The following is a 17,853-nucleotide window of genomic DNA, read 5'->3' on the forward strand; positions in this document are numbered from 1 at the left end:
AATTTTATCCCAAAATCGATTCCGATTCAAGGAATTATGCAGTAGGCGAGCAGGAGACCGCCGCCGGGAGGACAGCACCGATGGAAGCCATCATCCATTACCTGCCAGACCTCTTGCTGGCATACACCATTTGTGGGCTTAGCATTCTGAGTCCCGGCCCCAATGTTCTGGCGGTGATGGGCACCTCGATGGGGGAAGGACGGCGGCAGGGCAAAGCCTTGGCCTGGGGTATATCGAGCGGGTCGTTCCTATGGGCGCTGATGGCCTGGGCGGGGCTGATCGCCGTGATAGCCGCGTATGCCGCAGTGCTGGTCGCAATCAAGATTGCCGGCGGCGTCTATCTCCTGTGGCTCGCCATCAAGGCTTTTCGATCGGCCGCGCAGGCAACCGAGCCAATAGCGCGAACATTCAGGGGCGCCAAGGATCTACGGGCATTTTTCCTGCGTGGATTGACCATCCAGATGACCAACCCCAAGACCGCTTTCTCCTGGATTGCCATCATGTCGCTCGGGCTCGATGCCAACGCGCCGCTTTGGGTGGGTCTCGCTATTGTTTTTGGTACGATCCTGATTTCCGCCGTCGGACATCAGGTCTACGCGGTGGTCTTCTCGACCCAGCCGATGATCACTGCGTATCGTCGCGGACGCAGGTGGATCCAGGTCAGTCTCGGTGCATTCTTTTGTTTCGCAAGCTTTAAATTGCTGACGGCAAAAACTTAGCAGGCCATTGAAAACGGCCACTCATGGCTCAGAGGTTTGGGCGGAAAGCCGCTTCGCATTTTTCCCGAACTTGCTTTAAGGCTCCTTATCAGCAAACTTTCCGAACCTTACATATTTCCCTGTTCCCGATGCCCACTCCCTTAAAGCGGAGCTTCCAGTGTCCTATCAATCCCCGATCTCCCCCGGCTTTTCCTGGTATGAGGCAAGCGTAGGCGAACGGCCGCAATATCCGGCGCTCGACGGCTCGCGGCAGGCAGATGTGGTCATTGTCGGCGGCGGCTATACCGGACTTTCCGCCGCCTATCATCTGGCTGCGGCCGGCGTGGATGTCGTGCTGCTCGATGCAGCGCGGTTCGGCGACGGGGCATCGGGCCGCAATGGCGGCCAGCTCAATACCGGCCAGCGCGCCTCCGCGGTGGAGATGGAGGCCGAGCTCGGCTTCACCCGCGCCAAGGCGCTATTCGACATTGCCGAGGAGGCCAAGGCCCATCTCCTGCAATTTACCGAAACGCACGGGATCGATGCCGACTATATGGCGGGCCAGATGTCGGTGGTGCACAAGCCCCGCTATCTCAAGCACTACCAGGCGTATGCCGAGCTCATGGCGTCGCGCTTCGACTATCCGGACATTCGCTTCATGGATGCGGAGGAGACGGCGGAACGGCTTGGCTCGAAGCGCTATTACGGCGGCATATATGACAAGGGCACAGGCCATATCCACCCGCTGAAGCTGCTCGTGGGAACTGCCAGGGCGGCGGCGAAGGCGGGGGCGCATCTCTTCGAGAATTCCGCGGCGACCGGTATCAGCTCGGAAAACGGCCGCGTCACGGTGACCACCGCCAGGGGCGTGGTGACGGCGGCGAAGGGGCTGATCGCGGTCAATGCCTATGGCGGCTCGCTGGAGCCCGTCAGCGCCGCGCATATCATGCCGATCCGCTCCTTCATCGGCGCCACTGTGCCGCTCGGCAAGGACAGCTCCGTACTGCCGGGCGGTGAATCCGTCGACGATTCACGTTTCGTCGTGCGCTATTTCCGTCGCCTGAACGACGGGCGGCTCCTGTTTGGCGGACGCGAAGCCTATACCGCCGACAATCCCAGCGATATCAGCAGCCATATCCGCCGGCAGATCGCCGAGATCTATCCGGCACTCGCCGATATCGAGATCACCCATGCATGGGGCGGCTCGGTCGGCATCACCATGCCGCGCACGCCGTTCGTGCGCGAAGTCATGCCCAATGTCATCTCGGCCGGGGGCTATTCCGGCCATGGCGTGATGCTCGCCAATTTCATGGGCAAGCTCTATGCGGAAACCGTCGCGGGCAACCGGGACCGGCTGAAGCTCTTCGAGGACCTGCGCATCCCGCCCTTCCCCGGCGGACGCAGTCTCCGCGCGCCGCTGCTCTTCCTGGCGCTCTCCTGGTACGCGTTGGCCGACAGGATTTAGACGGCGCCTTTCCAGCGCGCAATTGCCATGAAGGTGCTGCCGGCGGTAAACATTCAGCCCCCGCTTGATTTTGAGGAGACACAGCATGGACCGATTCACCGGCGGCTGCCTGTGCGGCAATGTCCGGATCGTGGCGTCGGGCGCCCCATACCGGGTCGGCCTTTGCCACTGTCTCGACTGCCGCAAGCATCATGGGGCGCTTTTTCACGCTTCCGCGATATTCCCCCAGGAGGCGGTGACGATCGAGGGCGAAACGCGCGACTACGCCGGGCGGTTTTTCTGTCCCCGCTGCGGCTCGTCCGTTTTCGGACGGACCGCAGACGAAATCGAAATAAACCTGGGATCCCTGGATGCCCCTGACCAGTTGACGCCAACCTACGAACTCTGGACCGTCCGTCGCGAGTCCTGGTTACCGCCGTTTCCGCTTACGAGGCGATACGACCGAGACCGCGATGCTGTTGGCCGTTTCGAGGAGTAGGTCAAACGCTGTAACCGCCATCGACCTCCAGCGCCGTCCCCGTGACGAAGGACGACCCATCGGAGGCAAGCCAAAGTGCGGCGTTGGCGATATCGCGCGGGGTGGAAAACTGGCCGAGCGGGATCGATTCCTTCACGGCGGCGCGGTGTTGCGGCGTATCCTCGTCCAGGAGGAGCTTCAGCATCTCGGTGTCGCCTTCGACCGGGCAGAGGCAATTGGCGCGGATATTCTTCGGTGCCAGTTCAAGCGCCATCGATTTCGTCGCGCTCAGCACCCATCCCTTGGAGGCGTTGTACCAGGTCAGCCCCTCGCGCGGGCGCAGCGCCGTCGTGGAAGCGGTGTTGATGATCGAGCCGCCGCCCTGCCCCTCCATGATCGGCACGACGGCGAGCGTTGAGAAATAAAGTGCCTTCATGTTGACGGCGAAGATCAGGTCGAAATTGTCCTCGCTCACCTCGGTGAGTGGCATGTTGCGGTGGGTAAAACCGGCATTGTTGACCATGATGTCGATACGGCCGAAACGTTGCATCGCCGATGCGACCAGGCTGTCGATATCGTCCTTGCGCGAGACATCGGCGTGAACTGGAATGGCCGCCTCGCCTATTGCGGCAGCAACATCCTCGGCGCGCTTGAGATTGATGTCGGCGACGACGACATTGGCGCCTTCCTCCGCAAAGCGTTTCGCGATGCCCGCGCCGAAGCCCGAACCTGCGCCGGTGATGATGGCAGTCTTTTCACTTAAACGTCCCATTCGTATTTCCTTATCGGGAATTCCTTGAAATCACCTCAACTCCTCGTAACCTGCCACATATGCAGACAGAGGTGATTTGTCATGCGCAGAGAGGAAATTTACCGGATGCCTCCCCCCATCCGCGTCATAGAGCCACGATCACTCAAATGATACTGGCGCCTTTAAATCGATTAGATTATATCCCGCTCCCGAGATGGAGCATCTCCCACCGTCCAATGGAAGAGACTTACCCATGACCAGCCAGATCATACCGGTAGCCCCCTTCGACTGTATCGTTTTCGGCGGCACCGGCGACCTAGCGGAGCGCAAGCTGATTCCCGCGCTCTATCAGCGCCAGCGCGCCGGCCAATTGAGCGAACCGACACGCGTCATCGGCGCGTCACGCTCGGCCATGAGCGACGAGGAATACCGATCCTTCGCCCGCGCCGCCATCAAAGAGCACGTCAAGGCGGAGGAAGTCGATGAGAAGGAGGTCGAGGCCTTCGTTGCCCGGCTTTCCTATGTCGCCGTGGATGTGAAGACCGAAACGGGTTGGGATGCGCTGAAGGCGCTTATCGAAAAGAGGCCGGAGCCTATCCGCGCCTTTTACCTGGCCGTCAGCCCATCGCTTTTCGGCGATATCGCCAGCCATCTCGATACCTACGGCCTTATCACGCCAGACACGCGCATCATCGTGGAAAAGCCGATCGGACGCGATCTGAAGTCGGCGACAGCCCTCAACGACACGATCGGCAGCGTCTTCCGTGAGGAGCAGACGTTCCGCATCGACCACTACCTCGGCAAGGAGACGGTGCAGAACCTGATGGCGCTGCGTTTCGCCAACGCGCTCTATGAACCTTTATGGAATTCGGCCCATATCGACCATGTGCAGATCACCGTGGCGGAAGCCGTCGGCCTTGAAGGTCGCGCTGACTATTACGACAAGGCGGGCGCGCTGCGTGACATGGTGCAGAACCATATCCTGCAATTGCTCTGCCTGGTCGCCATGGAGCCGCCCTCTTCTCTGGAGGCCGATGCCGTTCATGACGAGAAGGTGAAGGTGCTGCGTTCGCTGCAGCCGATCACGAGTTCCAATGTCGAGGAACGCACCGTGCGCGGCCAGTATCGCGCGGGCGCTTCGGCAGGCGGCCCGGTCAAGGGCTATCTCGACGAACTGGACGGGCATACCAGCAACACCGAAACCTTCGTCGCCATCAAGGCGGAGATCGCCAATTGGCGCTGGGCGGGCGTGCCGTTCTACCTGCGCACCGGCAAGAGGCTCGCCACCCGCGTTTCCGAGATCGTCGTGACGTTCAAGCCGATCCCGCATTCGATCTTCGGCGAAGGTGCGGGCCGCGTCATCGCCAATCAGTTGGTCATCCGCCTGCAGCCGGACGAAGGCGTCAAGCAGTGGATGATGATCAAGGATCCGGGCCCGGGCGGCATGCGCCTGCGCCATGTGCCGCTGGACATGAGCTTCGCCGAATCCTTCAACGAGCGCAATCCGGATGCCTATGAGCGGCTGATCATGGATGTGGTGCGCGGTAACCAGACGCTGTTCATGCGCCGCGACGAGGTCGAGGCGGCGTGGCGCTGGATCGATCCGATCCTCGAGGGTTGGGACGATAGCGGGCAGCCGGTGCAAGGCTACACCGCCGGCACATGGGGGCCATCCGGCGCCATCGCGCTTATCGAGCGCGATGGCCGCACCTGGCACGACAGCATATGAGCGGGGACAACAAGGCGGCCATGGCGGTGGAATGGCATGACTTTGCCAGCAGCCGCGATCTGGCGGAGGCGCTTTCCGCGCAGATCGCGGCGTGCCTGACCGATGGCATCAAGGCCAACGGCCAGGCAGTGCTCGCCGTTTCCGGCGGCACGACGCCGATCGCATTGTTCGAAGCGCTGTCGCAGCAGGATATAGACTGGAGCGGCGTGACCGTGACGCTGGTGGACGAACGGTTCGTTTCGCCTGAAAGCGAACGCTCCAATGAAAGGCTGGTGCATACGCATCTCCTGAAGGACAATGCGGCGCAAGCCAAATTCGTCGGCCTCTACAATCCGGCGCTGGTGGCCGAAACGGCTGCCATCGCCGCGGCGAACCGTATCGACGCGCTTTCCAGGCCCTTCGATGTTGTCGTTCTCGGCATGGGAACGGATGGGCATACGGCGTCGTTCTTCCCCGGAGGCGACAGGCTCGATCAGGCGATCGATCCCGAGAGTAAGGCGCTGGTCCTGCCGATGCTGGCGGAAGGCGCCGGCGAGCCGCGCCTGACGCTCACGCTGCCGGTGATCGCGGAAGCCCGGTTCATCGTCCTGCATATCGAAGGTGCGGCCAAGCGGGAGGTGCTCGCCCGCGCCATGCAGGAGGGCGAGGAAACGGAAATGCCGATACGCGCCGTGCTCAACCACGCGCAGACGCCCGTGCATGTGTTCTGGGCGAATTAGGAGAAGACCATGTCCGCCGACAAGCGCATTCTGGAAATCACCGATCGCATCCGCGAGCGCTCGAAGCCGACGCGCGAGGTCTATCTGGACCGGGTGCGGCAAGCGGCGGCGCGCAAGCCGGCACGCTCATTCCTCGGCTGCGGCAATCTCGCCCACGGCTTCGCCGCCTGCGGTCCCTCTGAAAAGGCCGATCTGGCCGGGGACGTAGTGCCCAATCTCGGCATCATCACCTCCTATAATGACATGCTGTCGGCGCATCAGCCCTACGAAACCTTTCCGCAGCTCATCAAGCAGGCCGCGCGCGAGGCAGGCGGGGTGGCGCAAGTCGCCGGTGGCGTGCCCGCCATGTGCGACGGCGTCACGCAGGGCTTTGCCGGCATGGAACTGTCGCTCTTCTCGCGCGACGTGATCGCGATGGCGACGGCGGTCGGCCTGTCGCACGACATGTTCGATGCCGCGGTCTATCTCGGCGTCTGCGATAAGATCGTGCCGGGGCTGATGATCGGCGCGCTAACCTTCGGGCATCTACCAGCGGTCTTCGTTCCGGCGGGGCCGATGACCACCGGCCTGCCGAACGACGAGAAGGCACGCACCCGCCAGCTCTATGCGGAAGGCAAGGTCGGGCGGGCCGAACTTCTCGAAGCGGAATCGAAATCCTATCATGGGCCGGGGACCTGCACGTTCTACGGCACAGCCAATTCCAACCAGATGCTGATGGAGATCATGGGCCTGCACCTGCCGGGCGCATCCTTCGTCAATCCGGGCACGCCGCTGCGTGACGCGCTGACGAAGGAAGCGGCGAAGCGCGCACTCGCCATCACTGCGCTCGGCAATGAATATACGCCGGTGGGCGAGATGATCGACGAGCGCTCCTTCGTCAATGGCGTCGTCGGCCTCAACGCCACCGGCGGTTCGACCAACCATACGATCCATCTGATCGCCATGGCGGCGGCGGCAGGCATCAAGCTGACATGGCGCGATATCGCGGAGATTTCCGACGCGGTGCCGCTTCTCGCCCGCGTCTACCCGAACGGACTTGCCGACGTGAACCATTTCCACGCGGCGGGCGGCATGGGCTTCCTGATCCGCGAATTGCTCGACAACGGCCTTCTGCATGAGGATGTGCGCACCGTCTGGGGGGAAGGCTTAAGGCCTTATGCGATCGAACCGATGCTCAACGAGGCTGGCGGCGTGCAACGGCGGCCGGCGCCGGAGAAGAGCGGCGACGACAAGGTCCTGGCGTCCGCCACACATGCTTTCCAGCCGACGGGCGGCATTAGGATTCTCACCGGCAATCTCGGCAATGCAATTATCAAGATCTCCGCCGTCAAACCGGAGCGTCATGTCATTGAGGCCCCTGCCCTCGTCTTCGACAGCCAGGCCGCTCTGTATGACGCCTTCAAGGCGGGCAAGCTCGCCAGTGATTTTGTCGCCGTGGTCCGCTTTCAGGGGCCCAAGGCGAACGGCATGCCTGAGTTGCACAAGCTGACCACGGTTCTCGGCATCCTGCAGGATCGCGGGCAGCGGGTCGCGCTGGTTACCGATGGACGCATGTCGGGTGCTTCGGGAAAAGTGCCGTCCGCCATCCATGTCACGCCGGAGGCGCTCGACGGTGGGCCGATCGGCAGGATCAGGGACGGCGATATGATCCGGCTCGACGCCATTGCGGGAACGCTCGAGGTATTGGTCACCGCGGCCGAACTTGCCGGCAGGGATCCGGACAAGCCCGATCTTTCCGCCAACGCGTTCGGCACGGGCCGGGAATTGTTCGCCGCCTTCCGCCAGTTCGCGGGACGGGCGGATCAGGGGGCATCGGTGTTTTGAATTAAAGTGGCTACTGCTGGGGATGACGATGTTCCGGAATGGGTCCTCGGGTCAACCCAGAGGACCCATTCCGGAACATTGCCACCCCACTAGCGGGTCAGATTTGAAGCGACCCCGATTCCAACACGAATCGCTCTAAAACCGCGGCACGGGCTTCCCCGCCGTGCGATAGGCGGACTTGAGGGTGTTGGCCATCAGCATGGCGATGGTCATCGGGCCGACGCCGCCCGGAACCGGCGTGATCGCACCGGCCACTTTCGCGGCTTCAGGATAGTCCACATCGCCGACGAGGCGCGTTTTGCCCTCGCCTTTCTCGGGCGCGGGGATGCGGTTGATGCCGACATCTATGACGGTGGCGCCCGGCTTCACCCAGTCGCCCTTCACCATCTGGGGACGGCCGACGGCGGCAACCAGAATATCGGCGGTGCGGCAAAGCGCGGGTAGGTCTTTCGTGCGGCTATGGGCGATCGTCACGGTTGCGTTCGCAGCCAGGAGCAGATTGGCCATCGGTTTACCAACGATGTTGGAACGGCCGACGACCACGGCGTTCAGCCCCGACAGGTCGCGCCCATGGATGCGCTCGATCATGATCATCGAGCCGGCCGGCGTGCAGGGAACGAAGGCCGTTTCGACCTCGCCAGTGCCGATCTTGCCGACATTGATAAAATTGAAGCCGTCGACATCCTTATCGGGCGAAATCGTCTGGATGATACGGGCGGCGTCGATATGCTTCGGAAGCGGGAGTTGGACGAGAATACCATGGATTGCCTCATCGGCATTGAGGCTTTCGACGAGCGCCACGAGATCTTCCTCGGAGGTCGTTTCGTCGAGCGTATGCTGCACGGAATGAAAGCCGCATTCCCGGGCCTTGCGCCCCTTGGAAGCGACATAGACCTGACTTGCGGGATCCTCGCCGACAATGACAACGGCGATACCGGGTATGATGCCCGTGGTCGCGACAAGCTCGGATGTCGCTTTCTTCACCCCGGTCAGGACGTCTTCGGCAATGAGCTTGCCGTCAATCACTTGGGTCATTGGAAACTCCCGTGGTTAGCCGCCATCATGCACGTCGCAATAATCGGCTGACGCCCGCATGACAATAACCAAAAGCGACCTCGGACGGGACAGGTGCGTCTTAACGGCGTTGCGTGGCGTATCGCGCCATGGCGATGCGGATATCGGCGATCGCATCGCGGAGTTCATCGACCTCTGCACGCTGGAGATGCGGGAACGGTATCAGCCGGTTTTCATTTGACGCCACGAGATCGTCAGACAGAGCAGATGAACTGTCGTCGTAGGCCAGCGTGGCGTCCGTTTCATCCGCGGCGCGGCCTTCCCTTGCCTGCCTCATGGCCGCCGCAAGGCGCGATTCTCCTGGCGCAGGCTGTGGGTCACGCTCCGGCAAAGATTGCCGGCGTGGCGGGTTGCCGCCCCCGGTCGGGGTGGGCGGCTGCGGATCGAAATCGGAGGATTGATAATCGCGATCATAAGGCCGGTCAGAGCCCCCACCGACGAGGCTCGCATAGATACCGCGCAGAACGGCAATGCCGAGGCCTGCGAAAAGCCCGAGCAGGAGGCCTACCAGCACGATGTTGCGGCGCGACGGACCTGCCGGCTCAAGCGCAGGGCGCGCTTCGGAAATCACGCGGATGATGGCGGTGTCGAGGCCGCCCTGCTCCCTGGTTTCGCGCGTGCGCAGCAGGAAAGCCTCATAGACGGAGCGCTGGGCGTTTGCGTTGCGCTCCAGTTCCCGCAATTTGACCAGATCCTCGTTGCTTCCGGCGTGCCTGACCTTCAATTGCGCCATGCGCGCCGCCAAATCCTGCTCCTGTTGTACGGAGCGCCTCAGATCGACCTGGATGGACGAACGGATGCGGGTGAGTTCCGCTTCGACCTCCCGGCGCAATCCTTCCGCCTGCGACTGAAGCTGGATCAGCTGGGGATGGCGTGGGCCGAGCTTGGTCGCCAACCCATCCGCCTGCTGCCTCGCCGCGGCATATTGCGAGCGCAAAGCGGTGATGGCGCCGGAATTCAGCCCCTCCGGAAGACCGCTGGTAAACAGGCTATCGGCCGTCGTCCCTCTCAGCGACTGGGCGCGCGCGTTCAGCCGGATGGTTTCAGCGCGTGCTGCGCTTAGCTGATTATTGAGACTGGTGATCTCGTCATCGCCAATAAGCCTGCCCTGGACATCGACCAGATCATGCTCGGCGCGGAATTTCTCAACCGCACTTTCGGCTTTTTCGACGCCTGATCGCATATCGGCCAGACGCCCGGACAAGCTCTCCGTGGTGCGCTTGACGGCATCGGACTGGATCGAGCCGAGTTGTTCCTGAAAGACCTGGCTGATGGTGTTTGCGATATAGGCGGACTTCTCCGGATTGCGTGTCTTCACGGAAATCGAGAAGACAAAGCTCTTCGGGTCGCGGACAATGGTCAGGCTCTTGTAAAGATTGTTGAGAACCCTGGTTTCCAGTTCCGTCGCGTCTTCCGCGCCATTTCCGGACATCATGTTCCTGATCGCGGCAACAAAGCCGGCTATGCCGCTCGGCTTTAGCGATCCGTTAAATTCGGGATCCCTGGCCAGCCCGGCGCGGTCGATGACCTTGCTCAGGACACTGCTCGAATTGATGATGCGGGCCTGGCTTTCGGCTATCGCCAGCGACGCATCGGTCGGAAGCTGGTCCGGCGTCAGATCGCGGCCTACCCCCTGGATTTCCCGGGGATCGACGAGAAGGTCGACGCTCGACACATACATCTTCGGGCTCGACAACGCATAGGCGACGCCCAACAAAGTGCCGAGAACCGCCATCGCCAAAATGAGATTTCTGGAACGGCGAAGGGCATCGAAAACCGCCCGCGGGTCAACGAGCGGCTTCCATTCATCATCGTGATGTTCGCGGTCTTGATATTCGCGGGCCTGATATTCGCGGCTCGCCCCTTGGTCGTCGCGCGCGGATTCGGAGCGATGGTGACCGGTATTTCGTTCTCCGGCGGACTGTGATGTCGCAGCGGGAGCAGGCGGTGAAAGGCGGCTTTCGCCAGTCTCAAGCCTCGCGCGCAAATCAGCCTCGACGGCAGCCATCTCCTCACGGATACGCATTTCCTGGTCAGGTTCGGCGGCAGCATCACCCCGATCGGCATCCGGCGAATGCGTCGGCTCGTCTTTCTCTTCCGCTTCCTGGAGGCGGCGTTCGAGCTCCGCCATTCGTTTCGCATGAGCCAGACGATGGCGCTCGGCATCGATATCCGCGCGCGGATCGGAGACAGGCGCTCCCCGGCCTTCCCGTGATCCTTCCGGATCGGGCTTGCCTGCAAAAGACAAAAGCGGCCTCGAAGCCCGCTTCTTCTGTTCGTCTTCCAGACCAGTCATCCGTTATCGCCCATCTTCGAACGCACCATAAAAACGCAACATTTTCGTTGGTTAAGCCAAACTAAATATGCATGGAAAAGAAATCGTTAAAAAATAGGGCAGGGAAATAATTCCCCTGCTTGCAGAATCCTCGGTTGGGACTTTGTGCTAAACGCTCACACCTCATAGAGGGCGTTAAACTTTTATGCCTAAGGTTCGCCCCGTCATTTCTCCCGCAATTGCGGCCAGCAGCGGAATGCCTTCTTGATCGTGCGCCAGTTGAAACAGCAAGCCGGTATCATCCGCGATTATTTTTCGGTCATCAGCGGATCGGCGGGACGGGTTTTGATCTCGCTCGCCTATTTTGTCGCACTTGCCAATACGCTTTCCATTGGGGATTTCGGCGTTTTTGCCACGGCTTCCGCCACAGGCGTAGTGCTATCCCGGCTGGTCTCGTTCGGTTTCGTATCGCCACTCTACCGTATCGCCACGGTCAAGCCGCAGTTGATCGGCGCCTATACGGGCGGTTATCTCGCGGCGGTCGTGCTGTCATTGCCTGTCGTCGCCATCGCGGCATGGGCGGTGCACGCCGTCTTCTTCGGTGGCGATATCAGTTTGCTTATCTTTGCCCTGATCATCGTAGCCGAGGCTCTGTTCTGGCGGTCGGCGGAAGTCATCATTATCGTCAACAACGGTCTCAATCGCTTCGGCAAGGCGGCCATACTGGTGGTTTTCGGCACGGTGACGCGTGCGGTAGCAGCCATTCTCTTCGCGTTTTCGGCAGAGAAAGATCTCGCCCACTGGGCATGGTGGTATCTCGCCGCCAATGGCGTCTCGCTTCTCGTCGCGCTGTGGTTCTACCCGCGCGTGAAGCTGCGCTTCGCGCCCGCGCTCTACAAGCGCCGCATTGCCGACGCGCTTGCCGTGGCCGGCGCTGAAATCCTGTTTTATGTCCAGATGGAGCTCGACAAGCTTCTCGTGCTCAGCATCGGCGGGCCACGCATCGCGGGCATCTATGCCATTCTCATGCGGCTCGTCGATCTGACCGCACTGCCCATCCGTTCGTTCAACATGATGCTGGTGCAGCGGCTGATGCGCACGCCCGACATGCTGCGCTCGCTGAAGATGAAGGTTGGATTGGAGGGCGGCATATTCCTCGTTTCCATCGGGGCGCTCGCCGCCCTGGCGCTGTTCCTCTATTTCTTTCCGGGGGCGCTCGGATCAAATGTCGCCGCCATCGTCGCGTTGCTGCCGCTGGTCATCCTCGTCCCGGGGTTTCGCAACCTTGCCGAATATCAGGCCGAACTCCTCTATGCGCGCGGCCAGTCGGGCCTGCGGACGGCTAATCTGGCGATTCTCACATGCGCCAAGGCACTGCTCATCTATCTGCTGTTCACGCATTTCGGCGCCGACGACGCCTGGGTCATCTGGCTGAACGCGATCTTCGCCGCGCTCTATCTTCTATCCCTGGTGCTGACCTATCGCGGGCTGCGGCTGCCCGCAAAGCGGGTCTGACCTCAATAACCAATCAACTTGCGGATATGGTCCGTATCGACGCCGATGAACGACTGCATTCCAACCGCCACCTGTCCCGGCGTCATCTCCGCGACAAAAGCGCGGAATTGCTCGTCCGTCGGGGCGGGCGCAAACCAGTAGACGCGGCACAGATCCAGACTGTCGTGGAAATGGCCCCTGGCCTCGAGGACTTCATCGGCATACCGGCCATAGATCATGCATTCGGAAAAACGCCTGACACGGCCCATCACCTCGACCCAATTTGCGTCATGCAGGCTTTCGATACGTTCACACATGGATAGAAGCGCATCGCGTCGCCATGCGATCAGCGTGCCGATATAGTCATGCGGCGACTTCTGAGCCGGATCGATACCAAGCAATGCCCCGGCATTGGCCGACCACATCAGCTGGTCGCCCGGTACCGGCCGCAACAAAGCGCCGTCATGGCGCAGCAATCGGAGGTTCTCGCCCCGCCAGAGCATTCCAGCATCGAAAGGGCGAAGGAAAGCCACATCGGAATCGGCGTAGAAGATCGCATCGTCATCGATATGGGCGGCGAGCGCTATGCGCCGCATCTGCTGTACATGCCAGCCGCGCAATGGCAGGACGCGCGGCGAAAGCCAGATGCGCCGCTTGCCTGAGGTAAGGGGGTCAGGCCATGCCTTCAGCCAGGAAGGCAGGAGATCGCGCTCATTGACCACGACGCGATGAGCATTTTCCAACTGCCGGAACAGGCTGACATCCTCGCTCTCGACGAGGAGATAATGCCTGGTGAAACCCGTGACATGAGTATCGAGCGTTTCACAGAGAAGCCTGCATCGCTCGAAATCACCGGCATAGCTTGCGGTCGCGATCGCGGTCTTCATGCTTCGCCATCATTGGTAAATTGCTTTCTCCCTGTCAGCCTTTCCCACATTAGGCGGGCGACAAACAGGAAATTGCCGACGATATAGCGGCGCCACAGACGGCCTGGTTCCTGCCAGAGACGATAAAGCCATTCTGCGCGGAGCCGGCGGACCCATGGCGGGGCACGCCGGATGGTGCCCGTCTGGAGATCGAACAAGGCGCCGACGGCGAAGGCCGTCGTGCAGTGGCGCTCCGTCAGCCTGTCGATGATGAAGAGTTCCTGGCGCGGTACGCCCATGGCGACGAGCAGGATATGCGGATGGAAATCGGCGAGTTTCTGCAATACACCTTCTTCCTGTTGAGGTGTAAAGAAACCGTCCGAAATGATCCTGACCTCGTGCTGCGGCGCGAGCCCGGCAAAATATTTGGCAGCCTTCTGCGTCACACCCGGCCTGGCCCCGAGAAGTCCGATGCGCAGAGGCGTCTTGACGTGCCTGATAAGCGCGGGCGTGAAATCGGTGCCGTTGAGATTGGCCGGGAATTTCTTGCCGTGCCACACATAGGCAGCCAGATCCACTCCCAGCCCATCGGGCAGAACCAGAAACTGGTTCAGCGCGGCCCGGTAGTTCGGAGCCTGATAGGCAATATTGGCGCAATGCGCGTTCAGCCAGGCGACCCGTAGGAATTCGCCCCTTTTTATGTGATCGGTAATGAGGTCGAGCGCCTCACTCCAGCCGAGTGCTGCGACCGGAATGCCGAGCACGTCATAGGCATGAGCCAATTGGCAAGTTTTCGCCTGTTCAGATGCGCCGGCGATCGGCTTTCTGTCTCGCCCCTTCATCCCGCGCTCTTCCGCTTTGCCGAAGCCAGGCGATCCAGACCGCGGCGGATGGCGGCGTCCAGCTTCTGTACCTGGCTGGCGTGGAAGGCCGTGCCGTCGAGCCGCTGGCGGTCGCCCTGTTTTGCCCGCGCGACCATCGCATTGAGGGCCGCGGCGAAGGCCACGGGCTCATCGGCCACCACGCAATTGGCCGGCAGCGAGGCGATGCCCCGCACGGAGCGCGATGTGGCCACGCTTGGCAAGCCGAGTTCGAATGTCTCGATCGTCTTCAGCTGAACGCCGGTCCCGGCGCGGCTGACCAGCGGAATGACCGCGCAGCTTTCGACGAATGCCGTCGCATCGGGCACCTTGCCGACGAAGTCGACACCCGGCCAGGCGTTCAGCAGATCGCCAGGCGTGCCGCCCGCGACAGCGATGCTGACGGCCGGGTCGAGCAGCGGCTTGACGTGACGCAGGAACCACTCGAGACCGATCCGGTTGGGCTGCCATGTCCAGGTGCCGATCAAGCCGAGATCATGGGCGATGGCGGGTATGGGCCGAGCGGCAACCGCCTTGCGCGTCACCAGCGGCAATGCAGCGAAGCGCTCCGGCGGAAGGCCAAACGTCTTGCCGTCATCCTCCGCCAGCGTGAACACAAAATCCGCCTTGGAGCAGAGCCGTGCTTCGAGCCCGCCAAGGAGCTTTGCCTCGCGTGCGAACAGCACCTTCTGCACGGTGCCTTCAGCCGCTTCAGAATTTTCCCTGGCCGAGCGATGCTCTACATTATGCGCCACGAAGATCGACGGTTTGTCGCTGAAAACATGCTCGAATGCGCCTGCCAGCGCCACTCCGTTCAGGACATAGGCGTCGAACGGCTCGACCGAAGCGATCGCGGCACGCAATTCAGACTGGGGTATCACCCGCAGCTTGACAGAGGAGACGGTCAGGCCAGCAACGACCGCCCGGCTCAGCCACGCGAGCTTTTGCGCCATCCCGGCCGTATCCGTGCGGACATCCACCTCGCCGAGGACTATGGTATTCTGGGGATCGGAGGACTTTTTGCCCGGCCAAGTGAAGCCAAGCACGGTCACGCGCGCGCCGGCCTTGCGAAGACCGTCGATGATCGCCGCATTGGCGATCTCGTAACCGGTCGTCGGCTCACCATCCGGAACGAGCGACGTGACAAAAAGAAGATGCATGGGCAGAGAATGCATGGGCCCCACTGGAATTCAACGCGATAGGCAGAGAATGCCATATTCCCGCCATGGGATCATAAGCGGGCGAAATGAAGGCTTGATTAATCAACATGCTGCCAGAAATCCGTGTCATACGCGCCGGTCCGCGTGGCCGTTAATCGAACTCTAAGGCCGCAGCGCTAAGCATGGATATCCATTGGAACCCGCCGGAATGAAGCGACTGCCCGACAATATCACCGTTCTTGCCCAATCGCCGCGATTGCGCGCCGACAAGGTCGAGGTCGTCGTGACGATACCAACCTTCCGCCGCCCGGAGCATCTCCTCAAGACGGTTCAGTCCGTCAAGGCGCAGGTGACCGGACGCCGGTTCGCCATCATCGTCATGGAAAACGATGCCGAGGGGCAGGAAGGCGCGATGGCGGCGCGGCCTTTTTTTGAGGATGGCACCTTCGAGGGAATCCTGCTCATTGCCCACGACCGGGGCAATTGCAATGCATACAACGCCGGCTGGCTGGCTGCTCTTGCCCGGTTCCCGCATTTCTCCTCGCTTCTCGTCATAGACGATGATGAACTCGCCGATCCGCTGTGGCTCGAAAACATGTGCCGCGCACGGGAGACATATTCGGTCGATATCGTCGGCGGGCCGCAGATACCGGTTTTCGAGCGGCCAGAACAACAGAAATGGGCGAGGCATCCCGTCTTTGCTCCACTCTATGATCAGAGCGGCCCTGTGCCGGCGGTCTATTCCTCCGGCAATCTGCTTCTATCGCGCAAAGTGCTGGAGGCGATGCCTTATCCGTTTCTCGACCCCATGTTCAATTTCATGGGGGGTGGTGATTCGGATTTCATCAACCGATGCAGCGGGAAGGGTTTTCGTATCGCCTGGTGCGCTGAAGCCCCTATCCGTGAGACGATCCCGAGCCGCAGGCTGGAGAGCGGCTGGATCAGGGCTCGCGGGCTTCGAAACGGCGTGATCTCTACCCTCATGGAGAAACGCAAGCGCGCCGACGAGCCATTCGGGAGACTTCGCGTCATCGTCAAAAGCCTGGCGCTGCTGGCGTTCTCGCCTTTCAAGGCGATCGCCAAAACGCTAAAATCAGGATCGCCATCATCAGGGCTTTATTATATCCATGTAGGCCTTGGCCGCGTCCTGGCCGAATTCGGGTATGCCAATGAGCAATATCGCCAGCCTGAGAAGAACTGACAGGGCCGCCATTTCCATGCGGATGATGGCGGCTTTGCTCGCCGCGTTGATCCTGTCACTGCTGCTGATCTCGTTCAGGCCGTTTTTCCTGGAAGGCACAGATAATCAGGGCGGTGATCTCGCCAACCAGCTCGGCTTCAGCGGGCTGGGCGTGGTTGCCATCCTTTCGATGCTGATGCTGGCGAAACCGCGCACCATTATTGCGATGGCAAGTCCACTGTGGCTGGTGATGTTCTGTTTCGTGGTTTTTTCCGCGTTGATCTCGCCCGTCCCGACGGTGGCGTTGCGTGCCGTGGCATTCACACTCATCGCCATGATCTCCATTATTTCGGTGCTCTGCCTGCCGCGCGACGGCGACGGATTTTCGCTTGTCTTGATGGTATCGGCAGCGGTGGTGCTTATCCTGTCCTATGCCGGGATCGTGCTCCTGCCCAACCTCGCGACCCACGGCTATGACGCGTTGGAGCCGCAGAATTCATATCTCTGGCGCGGCGTGTTCTCGCACAAGAATGTTGCGGGGCCCGTGATGGCGGCGTTCTTCTTTGCCGGCATTTATCTTATGCGGCGGCGCTGGTTCATTTCGGGCGCGCTTGTCGCCCTCGCCGCGCTTTTCTTCGTTGCCCAGACCGGCTCGAAAACCACAACCGCGCTCGTGCCGCTCGTTGCGGTCCTGGTAGGCGTGCCCGGTATCCTGGGTCTGAGATTGCTGGTAGCGCCAATGATCCTTGCGGCGCAGATCGGTTTTTTCGGCATGACCCTTGGCGTGGTGCTTTTTCCATCACTTGCACGGATCGTCCAGGACTACCTGCCCGAGCCATCGTTCACCGGCCGCAGCTCGATCTGGCGCTTCACGCTGGAATATCTGGAAAAAAAGCCATGGACCGGTTACGGCCTGGGAGGCTTCTGGTCGACGCCGACGGTTCTTTATGCGGCGCGGCCCTATTATCTCGAATGGGATGTGCGCGGAATCGTGCATGCCCATAATGGCTATCTCGACATCGCCGTCACGATGGGAATTCCGGCGGCCATCTGCGCTGTCATCGTCATCATCCTCATGCCACTCATCGATTATTCCCGCTGCCGGTCCAACCGCGAGAATGTGCTTCTGGCCGATTTCTTCCTGATGGTGCTGGCTTTTTCGACACTCAACGCCTTTCTGGAGAGTTTCTTTTTCCGGCGTGCCGATCCGGTCTGGCTGATGCTGGTGCTCGCCATTTTCGGCCTGCGGATGACCGCCCGCGTCACGCTCCCTCCCCACGAGAAATAAACCCTTGCCGATG

At 61.2% G+C, this 17,853-nt stretch carries 15 protein-coding genes; 9 read left to right on the top strand and 6 right to left on the bottom strand.

Annotated features, from left to right (window positions below; all coding sequences use genetic code 11):
- Nucleotides 1-80 precede the first annotated feature (80 nt).
- The 3 genes from DUT91_RS03950 to DUT91_RS03960 all read left to right on the top strand — a co-directional run bounded on the left by DUT91_RS03950 (nt 81) and on the right by DUT91_RS03960 (nt 2,641).
- Complete coding sequence (locus DUT91_RS03950) at nt 81-719, top strand: LysE family translocator (RefSeq protein ID WP_114439097.1); 639 nt, start codon at nt 81-83, stop codon at nt 717-719.
- A 157-nt stretch (nt 720-876) separates the two neighbouring features.
- The gene (locus tag DUT91_RS03955; RefSeq protein WP_114439098.1) at nt 877-2,163 is read left to right on the top strand and encodes an NAD(P)/FAD-dependent oxidoreductase; all 1,287 of its coding nucleotides are present in this window, start codon (nt 877-879) and stop codon (nt 2,161-2,163) included.
- Between the two features lie 85 nt (nt 2,164-2,248).
- Nucleotides 2,249-2,641, top strand: coding sequence for a GFA family protein (locus tag DUT91_RS03960; protein ID WP_114439099.1), 393 nt, complete (start codon nt 2,249-2,251; stop codon nt 2,639-2,641).
- A gap of 1 nt (nt 2,642) precedes the next feature.
- Here the strand turns inward: DUT91_RS03960 and DUT91_RS03965 are convergent, their stop codons facing one another.
- The gene (locus DUT91_RS03965; protein ID WP_114439100.1) at nt 2,643-3,392 is read right to left on the bottom strand and encodes an SDR family oxidoreductase; all 750 of its coding nucleotides are present in this window, start codon (nt 3,390-3,392) and stop codon (nt 2,643-2,645) included.
- A gap of 232 nt (nt 3,393-3,624) precedes the next feature.
- Here DUT91_RS03965 and zwf point away from each other — a divergent pair, with 232 nt between their 5' ends.
- The 3 genes from zwf to edd are packed head-to-tail and all read left to right on the top strand — an operon-like array spanning nt 3,625 to nt 7,643.
- Complete coding sequence (gene zwf, locus DUT91_RS03970; RefSeq protein WP_114439101.1) at nt 3,625-5,100, top strand: glucose-6-phosphate dehydrogenase; 1,476 nt, start codon at nt 3,625-3,627, stop codon at nt 5,098-5,100.
- 20 nt (nt 5,101-5,120) lie between these two features.
- Nucleotides 5,121-5,819 (top strand): 6-phosphogluconolactonase, encoded by a 699-nt coding sequence (pgl, locus tag DUT91_RS03975; RefSeq protein WP_114439613.1) that lies wholly within the window; start codon nt 5,121-5,123, stop codon nt 5,817-5,819.
- 9 nt (nt 5,820-5,828) lie between these two features.
- On the top strand, nt 5,829-7,643 hold the full coding sequence (gene edd / locus DUT91_RS03980; protein ID WP_114439102.1) for a phosphogluconate dehydratase: 1,815 nt from the start codon (nt 5,829-5,831) through the stop codon (nt 7,641-7,643).
- Between the two features lie 135 nt (nt 7,644-7,778).
- Here the strand turns inward: edd and folD are convergent, their stop codons facing one another.
- A complete protein-coding gene (gene folD / locus DUT91_RS03985) occupies nt 7,779-8,678 on the bottom strand; it encodes a bifunctional methylenetetrahydrofolate dehydrogenase/methenyltetrahydrofolate cyclohydrolase FolD (protein ID WP_114439103.1) in 900 nt (299 codons plus the stop codon).
- A gap of 100 nt (nt 8,679-8,778) precedes the next feature.
- Nucleotides 8,779-11,013, bottom strand: coding sequence for a GumC family protein (locus tag DUT91_RS03990; protein WP_114439104.1), 2,235 nt, complete (start codon nt 11,011-11,013; stop codon nt 8,779-8,781).
- A 243-nt stretch (nt 11,014-11,256) separates the two neighbouring features.
- Here DUT91_RS03990 and DUT91_RS03995 point away from each other — a divergent pair, with 243 nt between their 5' ends.
- Nucleotides 11,257-12,507 (top strand): lipopolysaccharide biosynthesis protein, encoded by a 1,251-nt coding sequence (locus tag DUT91_RS03995; RefSeq protein WP_114439105.1) that lies wholly within the window; start codon nt 11,257-11,259, stop codon nt 12,505-12,507.
- A 2-nt stretch (nt 12,508-12,509) separates the two neighbouring features.
- Here the strand turns inward: DUT91_RS03995 and DUT91_RS04000 are convergent, their stop codons facing one another.
- Genes DUT91_RS04000 through DUT91_RS04010 form a run of 3 tightly spaced genes read right to left on the bottom strand, consistent with a single transcriptional unit; the run spans nt 12,510 to nt 15,372 of the window.
- Nucleotides 12,510-13,373 (bottom strand): DUF6492 family protein, encoded by an 864-nt coding sequence (locus DUT91_RS04000; RefSeq protein WP_114439106.1) that lies wholly within the window; start codon nt 13,371-13,373, stop codon nt 12,510-12,512.
- Complete coding sequence (locus tag DUT91_RS04005; protein WP_114439107.1) at nt 13,370-14,194, bottom strand: WecB/TagA/CpsF family glycosyltransferase; 825 nt, start codon at nt 14,192-14,194, stop codon at nt 13,370-13,372. The genes DUT91_RS04000 and DUT91_RS04005 overlap by 4 nt, the downstream gene beginning before the upstream one ends.
- The gene (locus DUT91_RS04010) at nt 14,191-15,372 is read right to left on the bottom strand and encodes a glycosyltransferase family 4 protein (RefSeq protein WP_114439614.1); all 1,182 of its coding nucleotides are present in this window, start codon (nt 15,370-15,372) and stop codon (nt 14,191-14,193) included. The genes DUT91_RS04005 and DUT91_RS04010 overlap by 4 nt, the downstream gene beginning before the upstream one ends.
- Nucleotides 15,373-15,580: 208 nt before the next feature.
- Here DUT91_RS04010 and DUT91_RS04015 point away from each other — a divergent pair, with 208 nt between their 5' ends.
- Together DUT91_RS04015 and DUT91_RS04020 are read left to right on the top strand one after the other, a co-directional pair.
- A complete protein-coding gene (locus DUT91_RS04015) occupies nt 15,581-16,573 on the top strand; it encodes a glycosyltransferase family 2 protein (protein WP_114439108.1) in 993 nt (330 codons plus the stop codon).
- A complete protein-coding gene (locus tag DUT91_RS04020) occupies nt 16,542-17,840 on the top strand; it encodes an O-antigen ligase family protein (protein ID WP_114439109.1) in 1,299 nt (432 codons plus the stop codon). Before DUT91_RS04015 ends, DUT91_RS04020 begins: the two co-directional genes overlap by 32 nt.
- The last annotated feature ends 13 nt before the right edge of the window (nt 17,841-17,853 follow it).

The sequence above is a fragment of the Paramesorhizobium salinisoli genome (assembly GCF_003335045.1).
In the GTDB taxonomy this organism is placed as follows: domain Bacteria; phylum Pseudomonadota; class Alphaproteobacteria; order Rhizobiales; family Rhizobiaceae; genus Paramesorhizobium; species Paramesorhizobium salinisoli.

Bases quoted from the DNA above. Each gene is read 5' to 3' on its own strand.
- DUT91_RS03950 (WP_114439097.1), top strand. From the start codon at position 81: ATGGAAGCCATCATCCATTACCTGCCAGACCTCTTGCTGGCATACACC.
- DUT91_RS03960 (WP_114439099.1), top strand. From the start codon at position 2,249: ATGGACCGATTCACCGGCGGCTGCCTGTGCGGCAATGTCCGGATCGTG.
- DUT91_RS03965 (WP_114439100.1), bottom strand. From the start codon at position 3,392: ATGGGACGTTTAAGTGAAAAGACTGCCATCATCACCGGCGCAGGTTCG.
- zwf (WP_114439101.1), top strand. From the start codon at position 3,625: ATGACCAGCCAGATCATACCGGTAGCCCCCTTCGACTGTATCGTTTTC.
- pgl (WP_114439613.1), top strand. From the start codon at position 5,121: ATGGCGGTGGAATGGCATGACTTTGCCAGCAGCCGCGATCTGGCGGAG.
- edd (WP_114439102.1), top strand. From the start codon at position 5,829: ATGTCCGCCGACAAGCGCATTCTGGAAATCACCGATCGCATCCGCGAG.
- folD (WP_114439103.1), bottom strand. From the start codon at position 8,678: ATGACCCAAGTGATTGACGGCAAGCTCATTGCCGAAGACGTCCTGACC.
- DUT91_RS03990 (WP_114439104.1), bottom strand. From the start codon at position 11,013: ATGACTGGTCTGGAAGACGAACAGAAGAAGCGGGCTTCGAGGCCGCTT.
- DUT91_RS04000 (WP_114439106.1), bottom strand. From the start codon at position 13,373: ATGAAGACCGCGATCGCGACCGCAAGCTATGCCGGTGATTTCGAGCGA.
- DUT91_RS04005 (WP_114439107.1), bottom strand. From the start codon at position 14,194: ATGAAGGGGCGAGACAGAAAGCCGATCGCCGGCGCATCTGAACAGGCG.
- DUT91_RS04010 (WP_114439614.1), bottom strand. From the start codon at position 15,372: ATGCATCTTCTTTTTGTCACGTCGCTCGTTCCGGATGGTGAGCCGACG.
- DUT91_RS04015 (WP_114439108.1), top strand. From the start codon at position 15,581: ATGAAGCGACTGCCCGACAATATCACCGTTCTTGCCCAATCGCCGCGA.
- DUT91_RS04020 (WP_114439109.1), top strand. From the start codon at position 16,542: ATGAGCAATATCGCCAGCCTGAGAAGAACTGACAGGGCCGCCATTTCC.